The sequence below is a fragment of the Parenemella sanctibonifatiensis genome, assembly GCF_002250565.1.
GTDB lineage: Bacteria > Actinomycetota > Actinomycetes > Propionibacteriales > Propionibacteriaceae > Parenemella > Parenemella sanctibonifatiensis.
Genome location: NZ_NMVJ01000006.1, coordinates 636248 through 648408, shown reverse-complemented (window position 1 = coordinate 648408; position 12161 = coordinate 636248). Strand labels below are relative to the sequence as shown.

Here is a 12161-nt window from a genome sequence, read left to right as displayed (position 1 = left end):
CCTGACTCGTGGCCCTCAAGGTCGCCAAGCCGCGGCTGTCTCTCGGGTGGCTGAAGCCGCCGGTGGTCCCACCGGACGGCAACATGTCGCTGTGGGAGCACATCGCTGAGCTTCGCTATCGCCTCGTCATGTCGGTGTTGGGATTCATCGTCACGACCGTGATTGCGGCGTTCTTCTATCGGCAGCTGGTGGCCATCATCCTGTATCCCTGGGACGTCGCGATCGCTGATCTGGCGGCCCAGAATCCGGACGTCGAGACCGCACTGGTGAATCAGGGCGTGGCAGCCCCGTTCATGCTGGCGGTCAAGGCCACGGCGCTGGCCGGTCTCATCGCGGCCTCGCCGATCTGGCTCTACCAGCTGTGGAAGTTCATCGCGCCCGGGCTGCTCGCCAATGAGCGCAAGTGGAGCGCAGCGTTCATGCTCTCCTCGATCCCGCTCTTCCTGATGGGCGTGGCGATTGGCTACCTGGTGTTGCCCAAGGGCATCTCCTTCATGTTGGGCTTCACGCCCGACAGCCAGGGCATCACCAACATGCTCGAGATCAACCAGTTCCTCGACCTGGTCATCCGGCTGATGCTGGTCTTCGGACTGGCGTTCTTGATGCCCGTGGTGGTGTGCGCGATCAACTTCATGGGTGTCGTGTCGGCGGCCCAGTTGGCCAATGCCCGCAACGGTGTGGTCTTTGGCACCTTCGTTTTCGGCGCGGTCGCCACGCCTTCGGGTGATCCGTTGTCGATGCTGGCGTTGGCGGTGCCGATGTCACTGCTCTATGTGATCGCCGAGATCATCTGTCGGGTCCACGACCGTCGCAAGGCCGTCAAGCCCCGCTTCGACCCAGAGGTCTGACACCTCAGATGAACCCAGTCGCCGCTCCGCAGGACACGCCTGTCCTGACACTGGTGACCAACCCTCGAGCCGGGGTCGGTCGCGGTGCGAAGATCCTGCCCGAGGTTGTCGCCCATCTGGTCCGGGGGCTGCCGGACTGGCGGATCCATCTGATGGAGACCGTCTCCTACCCGGAGGCGGAGCGGGCGTTGGCCGATGCGGTGGCGGGCTCCCGTCCCGCCACCGACCAGCGCCCGGCCGATGCGCTGGCAGTACTCGGCGGGGACGGGATGATGCATCTGGGGCTGAACGCCTGCGCCGGCACCGGTGTACCGCTGGGAATGATCCCGGGCGGCACCGGCAACGACCTGTGTCGCGGCTTGGGCATCGACGCCCATGACACCCAGGCTGCGGTCCGCGCCATCATCGCCGGCCGGACCCGGGAAGTTGACCTGTTGTCGACCTCCGGGAGCCTGGTCGGCGGACCGACTCGCTGGGTGGGTTCGGCCGTGGCCACCGGCTACCCGGCCAAGGTCAATCGCCGCGCCAATGCGCTCAGCTGGCCCCGCGGCGGGGCCCGCTACTTCGTGGCGGCGATGGCCGAACTGAGGACCTTCGAGCCCATGCGGTACCACCTCGAGATCGACGGCGAACAGCGTTCGTTCGAGGCCATGTTCGTCGTGGTCGGCAACACCAAGTACTTCGGCTCCGGGATGCATGCCTGCCCCTACGCCGAACCTGACGACGGGTTGGCCGACGTGACGATCGTGCATCCCACAGACAAGGCCACCCTGGTGCGGCTGTTGCCGCGGATGTACAGCGGCCATTACGTCGCCCATCCTGCAGTGGAGCTGCTGCGGGCCAGTCGGGTGCGCCTGGCCGGATCGGATCTCTACTGCATGGCCGACGGTGAGGACCTGGGGCCGACCCCGGTTGACATCCAGATCCGGCCCGGGGCGCTCGAGGTCTACGTTCCCTGAGCACCGCGGCAGTAGGCTGGCCGGGATGTCTGAGCACACCGACCAGCCCGCCGCTGATCCCCGTCGACCGGATCCGAAGCAGGCGTACGCCCGATTCGCGGCAAGTTTCGGCTTCCCGCTGGATGACTACCAGGCCGAGGCCTGCCAACATCTCGCAGACGGCAAGGGCGTCCTGGTCGCGGCCCCGACTGGTGCCGGCAAGACCGTGGTGGGGGAGTTTGCGGTCGAGTTGGCGCTGGATGCGGGCCGCAAATGCTTCTACACCACGCCGATCAAGGCGCTGTCGAACCAGAAGTACAACGACCTGGTCCGCCGCCACGGCGCCGAGAACGTCGGGCTGCTGACCGGCGACACCTCCCACAACGGTGAGGCGCCGGTGGTCGTGATGACCACCGAGGTGCTTCGCAACATGATCTACGCCGAGTCCGCGACGCTGGACAATCTCGGTTACGTGGTGCTGGACGAGGTGCACTACCTGGCCGACCGCAACCGCGGCGCGGTCTGGGAGGAAGTCATCATCGGCCTGTCCGATGCGGTGCAATTGGTCGGTCTGTCGGCCACGGTCTCCAATGCCGAGGAGTTCGGCGAATGGCTCAACGAGGTACGCGGCGGCGCGGCCTTCGCCGTGCCGGATCCAGACCAGGACGACGAGGACGACCAGGACGACGAGGGCGGTGACCCGCAGTCCGGCCCCGCCGAGCCCGGCGACGAGGGCGAGTTGGCCGAGCCTGAGGCAGCCGTGGTCACCGTGGTCTCCGAACGCCGACCCGTGCCGCTCTTCCAGCACGTCATGGTGGGCTCCAAACTGCACGATCTCTTTGACGGCGAGGCGCCGACCGCCCGGGTGTTGCCGGACAAGGACCCGCCCCGGGTCAACCCAGACCTGGTCAATATCGCCAAGCAGGAGGCGCGCGGACAGCGTGACGATGCCCGGCGCCCCCGCGGCCGCAGCGGCAAGGGCAAGCCGGACGGGCGCGGCGCCTTCGGCGGTGCGGCCCACCCGCGTCACCGCGGCAAGGGTCGACCGCAGATCCGTCGTGATCAGATGGTCGAGACCTTGCAGCGCGCCCACCTGTTGCCCGGCATCGTGTTCATCTTCTCCCGGGCCGGCTGCGACCAGGCCGTCGGGCAGGTGGTCGCCAGCGGCATCGAGCTGACCAATGCCGCCGAACGGGCCGAGATCGACGAGGTGATCGACCGCCACACCGGCGCCCTGGCGCAGGCCGACCGGACGGCCTTGGGGTGGGGTCACTTCGCCGAGGCGCTGCGGCGCGGCATCGCGGCCCACCATGCCGGGCTGTTGCCGGCGTTCAAGGCCTGCGTGGAGGAGTGTTTCGTCCGGGGTCTGTGCAAGGTGGTCTTCGCCACCGAGACCCTGGCGCTCGGCATCAACATGCCGGCCCGCAGCGTGGTCATCGAACGGCTGGTCAAGTACAACGGTGAGACCCATGCCGACATCACGCCGGGGGAGTACACCCAGCTCACCGGTCGCGCCGGCCGACGTGGCATCGACGTCGAGGGCCACGCGGTGGTGCTGTGGCAGCCCGGAATGGACCCGCGTGCGGTGGCAGGTCTGGCGGCCCGGCGTACCTATCCGTTGAATTCGTCGTTCGCGCCGACGTACAACATGGCCGTCAACCTGATCGGCCGGCTCGGCCGGGACCGGGCCCGGACCCTGTTGGAACAGTCCTTTGCCCAGTTCCAGGCCGACCGGTCGGTGGTCGGGGGCGCCCGCCGGGTACGCCGGCAGCAGGAAGCTGCCGCCCGGGCCTGGCAGGGCATCAGCTGTGATCGCGGCGACTTCCAGTCGTATGCCAGGCTGCGCGCCGAGATCTCCGAACGCGAATCAGCCGCGGCTCAGGAGCGCAAGGCCAAGCGGCGCGACCGCAGCGTCGAGGCGGTGGTGGCGCTGACCGCCGGTGACATCATCACGATCCCAGCCGGCAAGTGGTCCGGCCTCGGTGTCGTGGTGCGGCCCGGCTCCGGCAAGGACCGCGAAGGTCCTCGGCCCTGGGTGCTGACGGAACATCGGCAGATCAAGCGGCTTGGCATGCATGATTTCCCGCAGCCCCCGCACGTGGTTGGCAAGCTCCGGGTGCCCAAGCAGTTCGACCACCGCGAGGCGCGGGACCGGCGCAGCCTGATGGCCGCCTTCGACGCCAAGCTCGCCAGCGACGAGATCGCGCTGCCGGACATTGGCTCCAACGAGGCCGGCGGCGTACCGACCGACATCGAGGCGTTGCGTCGGGAGTTGCGTGAGCATCCATGTCATGACTGCCCCGACCGGGAGGACCATGCCCGGCTGGCGGAGCCGGCGCTTCGCCTGGAGCGGGACGTCCGTCGCACCGAGGCCCGGGTGGGCCGACGCAGCAACACCATCGCGCAACGGTTCGACCGGATCTGTGGGGTGCTGTTGGCGTTGGGCTATCTCGCCGATGACAGCGCCGAACTCGTCGTGACCGACGAAGGCCAGCATCTGGCGCGGATCTACAGTGAGCTCGACCTGCTCACCGCCGAGTGTCTGCGGATGGGGATCTGGGACGGGCTCAGCGCCCCGCAGCTGGCGGCCTGCCTGTCGACGCTGCTCTATGAGTCCCGTCGCGCTGACGACCACACCCGCCCGCAGATGCCCGACGCCCGCACCGACGAGGTGGTCCGGTTGCAACAGCAGCTGCTGCGACAGGTCCGGTTGCTGGAGCGGGACCACAAGCTCGAGTCTGGCAAGGAGCTCGATCTGGGGTTTGCCGAGGTCGCCTTCGCGTGGGCGGCCGGCCGCCCGCTCAGCACGGTGCTGGGGATGTCCGGGCTGACCGCCGGTGACTTCGTACGCTGGATCCGGCAGCTGATCGACTTCACCGGTCAGGTCGCCAACGCCACCCCGGATCCGGCGCTGCGGCGCCGCTGCCATGAGCTGGTCGATGCGATCCGCCGTGGCGTGGTCGCAGCCGAGGGATCGACCGAGTGACCACGACGGTACGCCGGCTGACCGACTTCTTCGGCCCGGTCACGTTGCGTGCCACCGAGGCCGCCGATGCCGACGCCGGGCGTGCGGTCTTTGCGCTGCCGGCCACCGGAGGTACGGTCGCGGTCCTGCAACGGATCGCTGCGGTGGTCGCGGTCTGCGTGTTGCCGATCTTTGTTGCCTTCGGGGTGGTGGCCGACACGGGCGACACCGGGCTGGTCAGCTGGCCGTGGCAGGCGCTGACAGCCGACCTGGCGGTCTACGTCAGGGCGGCGGAACAGCTGCTGGCCGGACAGGACATCTACGACTCTGCCGGCGGCTTGCCCTTCCTCTATCCGCCGGTCGCGGCGCTGCTGGCTGTGCCCCTGCGGCTGGTCGAATGGTCCACGGCGCAGATGGTCTGGACCGCGCTCAACGCCGTGCTGGTGGTGGCGGTGCTGCATCGGATCGGGGTGGAACGCCCCTGGCTGCTGAGCCTGCTGTCCGCGCTGGTGGTCCAGCTGGTGCATCCGGTCAGCCTGACCCTGTGGTACGGCCAGGTCGGCATCCTGTTGGTGGCCCTGGTGGTCTTGGATCTGGTGCCGGGGCCGCGGTTGTTCCCGGTACGCCTGCTGCCCGCGGGGGCACTGGTGGGGCTCGCGGCCGCCATCAAACTGACCCCACTGTTCTTCCCGGTGGTGCTGGTCTGCTGTCGCCAGTGGCGTACGGCGCTGGGTGCGGTGGGCAGCTTCCTGCTGTTCGGGGTGGTCGGCGCCGTTGCCGCCCCGGCGGCGTCGCGGGACTACTGGTGGGGCCTGCTCGGTGGTGACACCGGCCTGGGCAATTCCGTGTTGTATGTCACCAACCAGTCGATCCATGTCGCGGTGTTGCGTCGACTCGGACCGGATGCGAGCGGCGCCGCGGTGCTGGCGTCGGCATTGGTCGTCGCCGTTGGCGCGCTGGCGGTGGTGGCCTGGTGGCGTCGCGGCGCGGTCGGGTTTGCGGTCTGTCTGGGTGGCGTCGCCACCTTGATCGCCTCCCCGGTGTCATGGGCGCATCACTTCGTCTGGGTGGTGCCGATGGCGGTGGCACTGGCTCGGCCCGGCATCCCCGACTCGTTGCGGGCCCTGTGCGGTGGCTGGGTGCTGTGGCTGTGCCTGGGTTTCTACAACCGGCTGCCCGGTGGCGGTGACGTCGAGCTGACCTGGACCGTCGACCAATGGTGGGTGAGTGCGGTATCCGCGTTGCTCGGGATTGCGATCCTGGCGTGGGCGGCGTTGCTGGGCTGGGATGACCTGCGTCGCGGCACTCCGCTGCCCGAACCGGATCAGGGCGCCGGGATGTCGACGACCTCGACGGTATCGGGACCACCCGGCGGCCAGCCGGAAACGGCTTCGACCTCGTCGGCCCAGGACGGCAAGTCTGCCCGGTAGTGCTGGATCCGGCAGCCTCGGCCGTTGGGCTTGAGGTCGATCCCTTCGGAGCGCCAGTGCGGCAACGCCCGTTCCAACAGATCCTTGCGCAGGTCCCCGCTGTGGGACACCACCCGCCACCACGGCAACCCCGTGCCGTGCTGCCCCATGAACTGGCCGGCCTGGCGCGGACCGGTGCCGAGCAGCGCGCCGAGGTCGCCGTAGCTGACGACCCGACCCGACGGGATGGCGGCAACAGCCATCCGGGCCACGTCCCAGCGATCGAGCTGGCCGGGGCGCTTGCGGTCCCGGTGTGGGCCGCCAGCATCGTGGGCGCCGGGATTCCGTGCGGACATGGATGCCACCCTAAGCCCCGACCGACCGGATAGCCTGAGACCTGTGACTTCATCCCAGACTCAACAGGCCGACCCGGGGGAGGGTGTGGCGATTCGCGTCATCCCCTGCCTTGACGTCGACGGGGGACGCGTCGTCAAGGGCGTGAATTTCGTCAACCTGCGCGATGCCGGAGACCCGGTTGCCTTGGCGGCTGCCTACGGACAGGCCGGCGCCGACGAACTGGTCTTCCTGGACATCTCCGCCTCCCACCAGGGGCGGGCCACCACCCATGCGATGGTGCAGCGCTGCGCGGAGACGGTCTTCATCCCGCTCACGGTGGGCGGCGGCGTACGCAGCGTCGCCGACGTTGACACCCTGCTGCGCAGCGGCGCCGACAAGGCTGGCATCAACACCGGCGCCATCGACCGCCCCGAGGTCATCGACGAGATCGCGGCCCGGTTCGGCAACCAGGTGTTGGTGTTGTCGGTGGACGCCCGCCGCGACCCGGCCCAGCCGTCCGGTTTCGGTGTCACCACCCACGGTGGTCGTCGTGACGCCGGCCGGGACGCGGTGGCGTGGGCGGTGGAGGCCGCCGAGCGTGGCGTCGGAGAGATCTTGTTGAATTCGATGGATGCCGACGGCACCACCGACGGCTTCGACTTGGACATGCTGGCAGCGGTACGCGAGGCCACCGACGTTCCGCTGATCGCCTCCGGTGGAGCCGGCACAGTTGAGCACTTCGTGGCAGCGGCCCGGGCCGGTGCCGATGCGCTCCTGGCGGCCAGCGTCTTCCACTTCGGGACACTGACCGTCGGCCAGGTCAAGGCCGGCCTGGCCCAGGCCGGTTTCCCGGTGCGGACCATGCCCGCGACTGACACCTCTGCTGGCTGACACCCTCGCCAACCGACCATTTGCCAACTGACACGGAGCTCTCGATGACCACGATCATGTTGCCCTACCACGACCTGGCGACCGCCCATGAGGTGGTCGGTCCGCTGCCCGACGACGTCGAGGTGCTGCTGTATCGCCAGGGACCGGCGCCGGAGGGGGTGGAGCGGACCGAGTTCTATGTGCTGCCCTACAACGTCACCGGAGCCGGCATGGAACTGGTCGCCCAGATGCCGAAGCTGCGGTTCCTGCAGGGCCTGTCGGCCGGATATGAGAATCTCATCGACCGAGTGCCGGACCAGGTCGCGTTGTGCAACGCCGCCGGCGTGCATGACACCAGCACCGCCGAACTCGCCGTGACGCTCGCCCTGGCCCAGGGCCGCCACATCGACCGGTATGCCCGGCAGCGCGACTGGTCCAAGTCGGTGGGCCACTCCATCGCCGACCAGCGGGTCACGATCCTGGGCTACGGCAGGATCGGCAAGGCCATCGAGCAGCGGCTGGCCGGCTTCGAGTGCGCCAGCATCACCAAGGTCGCCAGCCGGGCACGCGACGACATCCACGGCGTCGAGGAACTGCCGCAGCTGTTGCCCCAGACTGACGTGCTGATCTGCGTCCTGCCCGCCAACCAGCACACCCGCGGGCTGCTCGGTACGGAACTGTTGAGTCTGCTGCCCGACGATGCGCTCGTGGTGAACGTTGGCCGCGGCGCCGTCATCGACACCGACGCCATGGTCGAGCAGGCCAAGGAACGGCTCCGGTTCGCCCTCGACGTGGTGGACCCCGAACCGCTGCCTCAGGACCATCCGCTGTGGGACCTGGAGCGGGTGCTGCTGGTGCCGCACGTCGGCGGTCTGAGCACTGCCTTTCCGGCCCGCCGGGATGCGCTGATCCGCGACCAGGTGCAGCGTTTCATTGCCGGTGAGCCGCTGGAGAATGTGGTGAAGCCGGCCCGATGAGAATCCGTTCGGTGCTGGCGACCCACGTGCCCGGCATCATCGCGGCCGCCCTGGTGCTGCCGTGGGTGATCGCCGGTGGGTCGGCGTGGCCGTGGGCTCCGAACACCATCGACCTCGACGTCTACCAACTGACCGCACGGGACCTGTTGGCCGGCCGCAGCATCTACGACACCCGTACGCCCGGCTGGGACCTGCCCTTCATCTATCCGCCGATCGCGGCGTTGCTGGCGGTGCCGATGGCCTTCGGCGAACGGCTGTTCTGGCAGATCGTCTGGGGCGTGCTGCAGGTCGTCTGTCTGGTCGTGGTGGCTCGGCGTCTCGGCCTGCCGGCGAACTGGCGTACCGGCGCCCTGGTTGCGGCGATGGTGGTGGGGTTGGAGCCCATCCGCACCACCATCGGCTACGGCCAGGTCAACATCATCCTGATGACGTTGGTGGCCGCTGATCTGCTTCCTCCATCCGATCAGGGCCGTCGCCGGTTGCCGCGCGGCCTGCTGGTGGGGCTGGCCGCAGCGATCAAACTGACCCCATTGTTCTTCATCGGCGCGCTGCTGCTGGCGGGCCGCTGGCGTACGGTCCGCAATGCGCTGCTCAGCTTCGGTGGCCTCAACCTGTTCGGCCTGGTCCTGCTGCCGCGTGACACGGTGAGGTTCTTCACCGGAGTGACCGGGGAGACCACGCCGGACTCGCTCTACGTCGGCAACCAGTCCTTGGTCGGCGCCGGGCTGCGGCTACTGGAACCCCGCCCGCTGGGGATGGGAGTCGGGCTGGCGGTCTCGGTGCTGGTGGCGCTGGCGGGGCTGCTGGTCTTTGTCGGGCTGTGGCGCGGCTCCGGTCCGATCCGTCAGGACCGGGCGCTCGCCGTGGCGCTGGCCGGGCTGACCACCTGCCTGGTCTCGCCGGTGTCGTGGACCCACCACTACGTCTGGGCGATGCCACTGGCGATCGTGGCGTTCGGGCCGCGGCTGGAGTCCGTGCCCAAGCTCTGGCTGATCGGTTGTCGCGCGCTGGTCCTGTTGATCGCCGCGGGCCTTCCGTTGGCGTTGTTGCCCTACGCCCAAGGTGCCGAACTGACCTACAACTGGTGGCAGGACACCCTCGGCGCGGCGCAGCCCCTGCTGGGCGCTGCGCTGCTGCTGGGGGTGGCGGTGCCGTGGACTGGGCCGGTGCTGACCGACAGCTGGCGGAGTCTGCAGCGGCTGCGCCACAGCCGGGCCACGGCAGCACCCGGCCGGGGCCCCCAGTCGCCGGCCAGCCGGGGGAGTTCAACTGCTGGACAGGAGTTGACACGGCGTCCTGCAGGGAGGAAGCTGAGGCCGTGCAGTTCTTCGTTCTCGTAGTAACCAAGCGTGTCGGCTGAGTCACCTCGACCACCGGCGCGCTCCCTCGTCTGCCTTCGCGGCAACGGGGGTTTTTTGTTTCCCGAGCACGCACACAGCACCACCCGCAGTACCTGATCCACCAACCGAAAGGGAGCCGAGATGACCAGCGAGGTCACCGCAGACACTGACGAGATCACGGGTTCACAGTCCCTCGTTCGCGCCCTCGAGGATCTCGACGTAGAGGTCGTCTTCGGCATCCCCGGCGGCGCGATCCTGCCGGCGTACGATCCGCTCTTCGATTCCAAGAAGGTCCGTCACGTCCTGGTCCGTCACGAGCAGGGCGCCGGCCACGCGGCCGAGGGGTACGCCGTGGCGACCGGTCGGGTCGGGGTGTGCATGGCGACCTCGGGTCCAGGTGCGACCAACCTGGTCACCCCGATCATGGACGCGATGATGGACTCGGTCCCGATCGTGGCCATCACCGGTCAGGTCGCTGCGCCGATGATCGGCACCGATGCCTTCCAGGAGGCCGACATCCGCGGCATCACGATGCCGATCACCAAGCACAACTTCCTGGTCACGGATCCGGCCGAGATTCCCGGTGTCCTCAAGAAGGCCTTCCACATCGCCAGCAGTGGCCGGCCGGGCCCGGTTCTCGTCGACATCGCCAAGGACGCCCTGCAGGCACTGTCGCCGTATCACATGCCCGCAGACGTGGACCTGCCCGGCTACCGCCCGGTGACGCGCCCCCACAGCAAGCAGATCAAGGAAGCTGCCCGGATGCTGACGGAGGCCAAGCGTCCGGTGCTCTACGTCGGTGGCGGCGTGGTCAAGGCACAGGCGTACGACGAGTTGGCTGCGGTCGTGGACCGGCTTGGGGTCCCGATTGTCACCACGCTGATGGCTCGCGGCGCGCTGCCCGACAGCCATGACCTCAACTACGGCATGCCCGGCATGCACGGCACCGTTGCTGCCGTGGGTGCGCTGCAGCGAGCCGACCTGGTCTTTTCCCTGGGAGCCCGCTTCGACGACCGGGTCACCGGCCGACTGTCGAGCTTCGCCCCGGACGCCAAGGTCATCCACGCCGACGTCGACCCGGCCGAGATCTCCAAGAACCGACGTGCGGACCTGCCGATCGTGGGGGACTGCAAGGAGGTGCTGGCGGCGCTGCTGGATCGACTCGAACGCGAGGAAACCCCCGGCTACGAGGCATGGGTCTCCTATCTTGACGGTCTGGTTGAGCGGTACCCAATCGGCTATGACCAGCCCGAGGACGCACTGCTGCCGCAGTACGTCGTCAAGCGGCTCGGGCAACTGTCCGGACCCGGCACCTACTGGGCCACCGGCGTGGGCCAGCACCAGATGTGGGCCGCTCAGTTGCTGCCCTTCGATTCGCCCGGTCACTGGCTGACGTCTGGCGGCGCGGGCACGATGGGCTACTGCGTGCCGGCCGCGATGGGTGCCAAGACCGGCCGCCCTGAGGCGACCGTGTGGGGCATCGACGGCGACGGCTGCTTCCAGATGACCAACCAGGAGCTGGTGACCTGCGCCGTCGAGGGGATCCCGATCAAGATCGCCATCATCAACAACCAGACCCTGGGCATGGTGCGGCAGTGGCAGACGCTGTTCTATGACTCGCGCTATTCCAACACCGACCTCAACTCGTTGACGGTGCCCGACTTCGCCAAGCTGGCCGAGGCGATGGGGTGCGCCGGCCTGCGGGCGACCAGCCGCGACGAGGTCGACGAGGTGATCAAGCAGGCGATGGAGATCAACGACCGTCCGGTCGTGATCGACTTCGTGGTCAACAAGGATGCGATGGTCTGGCCGATGGTCGCCGCCGGCACCAGCAATGACGAGATTCAGGTGGCGCGAGACATGGCGCCCGACTGGGAGGATGAGCAGCTGTGAGCACCCACACCCTCAGCGTTCTGGTGAGTGACAGCCCCGGTGTCCTCACCCGCGTGGCGGCGCTGTTCTCGCGCCGCGGTTTCAACATCGAGTCGCTTGCGGTCGGTCCGACCGAGTCCGCGGGCATCTCGCGTATGACGGTCGTCGCCTCCGTCGATGACCCCCTTGCCCTGGAACAGATCACCAAGCAGCTCAACAAGCTGATCGAGGTCTTCAAGATCGTCGAACTCGACCCGCAGTCGGTGCGGCGAGAGTTGGTGCTGATCAAGGTTCGTGCCGACCCCGAGACCCGGGGCCAGGTGCTGCAGATCGTCGAGATGTTCCGCGGCAAAACCGTGGATGTCTCGCCCGAGGCGATCACCGTCGAAACCACCGGCAGCCGTGAGAAGCTGGACGCGTTGATTTCGATGCTGGAGCCCTATGGGATCCGCGAACTCGTTCAGTCGGGCATGGTCGCGCTGGCGCGTGGCCACAAGTCTCTGAACGAGCGACCCCGGCATGCCGACCGCACCGGCGGCCGCTGAGTCATCACCCCGCGTCCAGCCCGGACGCATCAACAGACGAAGGAGAAATTGTGCCCGCACA

Annotated in this window: 10 protein-coding genes; 9 read left to right on the top strand and 1 reads right to left on the bottom strand. The window is 68.3% G+C overall.

The window, feature by feature from the left end; genetic code table 11:
- The first annotated feature begins 8 nt into the window (after positions 1 to 8).
- The 4 genes from tatC to CGZ91_RS07555 are packed head-to-tail and all read left to right on the top strand — an operon-like array spanning position 9 to position 6181.
- A complete protein-coding gene (gene tatC / locus CGZ91_RS07575; protein WP_229116488.1) occupies positions 9 to 848 on the top strand; it encodes a twin-arginine translocase subunit TatC in 840 nt (279 codons plus the stop codon).
- 53 nt (positions 849 to 901) lie between these two features.
- Positions 902 to 1807: a diacylglycerol/lipid kinase family protein gene (locus CGZ91_RS07570; RefSeq protein WP_229116487.1), complete on the top strand. Its 906-nt coding sequence runs from the start codon at positions 902 to 904 to the stop codon at positions 1805 to 1807.
- 25 nt (positions 1808 to 1832) lie between these two features.
- On the top strand, positions 1833 to 4772 hold the full coding sequence (locus tag CGZ91_RS07560; protein WP_324252654.1) for a DEAD/DEAH box helicase: 2940 nt from the start codon (positions 1833 to 1835) through the stop codon (positions 4770 to 4772).
- On the top strand, positions 4769 to 6181 hold the full coding sequence (locus CGZ91_RS07555) for a glycosyltransferase 87 family protein (protein WP_179229267.1): 1413 nt from the start codon (positions 4769 to 4771) through the stop codon (positions 6179 to 6181). The genes CGZ91_RS07560 and CGZ91_RS07555 overlap by 4 nt, the downstream gene beginning before the upstream one ends.
- Here CGZ91_RS07555 and CGZ91_RS07550 read toward each other — a convergent pair.
- Positions 6076 to 6516 (bottom strand): MGMT family protein, encoded by a 441-nt coding sequence (locus tag CGZ91_RS07550; protein ID WP_229116486.1) that lies wholly within the window; start codon positions 6514 to 6516, stop codon positions 6076 to 6078. The two genes, CGZ91_RS07555 and CGZ91_RS07550, sit on opposite strands and share 106 nt — an antisense overlap.
- Positions 6517 to 6601: 85 nt before the next feature.
- On the opposite strand from CGZ91_RS07550, the gene hisF reads away from it, so the two are divergent.
- The 5 genes from hisF to ilvN all read left to right on the top strand — a co-directional run bounded on the left by hisF (position 6602) and on the right by ilvN (position 12100).
- Positions 6602 to 7387, top strand: coding sequence for an imidazole glycerol phosphate synthase subunit HisF (gene hisF, locus CGZ91_RS07545; RefSeq protein WP_229115916.1), 786 nt, complete (start codon positions 6602 to 6604; stop codon positions 7385 to 7387).
- A gap of 44 nt (positions 7388 to 7431) precedes the next feature.
- The gene (locus CGZ91_RS07540; protein WP_094453872.1) at positions 7432 to 8343 is read left to right on the top strand and encodes a 2-hydroxyacid dehydrogenase; all 912 of its coding nucleotides are present in this window, start codon (positions 7432 to 7434) and stop codon (positions 8341 to 8343) included.
- Positions 8344 to 8354: 11 nt separating this feature from the next.
- A complete protein-coding gene (locus tag CGZ91_RS07535) occupies positions 8355 to 9683 on the top strand; it encodes a glycosyltransferase 87 family protein (protein WP_179229266.1) in 1329 nt (442 codons plus the stop codon).
- A 141-nt stretch (positions 9684 to 9824) separates the two neighbouring features.
- The gene (locus CGZ91_RS07530; protein ID WP_094453868.1) at positions 9825 to 11576 is read left to right on the top strand and encodes an acetolactate synthase large subunit; all 1752 of its coding nucleotides are present in this window, start codon (positions 9825 to 9827) and stop codon (positions 11574 to 11576) included.
- The gene (gene ilvN, locus CGZ91_RS07525; RefSeq protein ID WP_094449710.1) at positions 11573 to 12100 is read left to right on the top strand and encodes an acetolactate synthase small subunit; all 528 of its coding nucleotides are present in this window, start codon (positions 11573 to 11575) and stop codon (positions 12098 to 12100) included. The genes CGZ91_RS07530 and ilvN overlap by 4 nt, the downstream gene beginning before the upstream one ends.
- Positions 12101 to 12161 lie beyond the last annotated feature (61 nt).

Coding starts and splice junctions, on each gene's coding strand:
- CGZ91_RS07550 (WP_229116486.1), bottom strand. CDS start 6,516: ATGTCCGCACGGAATCCCGGCGCCCACGATGCTGGCGGCCCACACCGG.
- CGZ91_RS07530 (WP_094453868.1), top strand. CDS start 9,825: ATGACCAGCGAGGTCACCGCAGACACTGACGAGATCACGGGTTCACAG.
- CGZ91_RS07560 (WP_324252654.1), top strand. CDS start 1,833: ATGTCTGAGCACACCGACCAGCCCGCCGCTGATCCCCGTCGACCGGAT.
- CGZ91_RS07540 (WP_094453872.1), top strand. CDS start 7,432: ATGACCACGATCATGTTGCCCTACCACGACCTGGCGACCGCCCATGAG.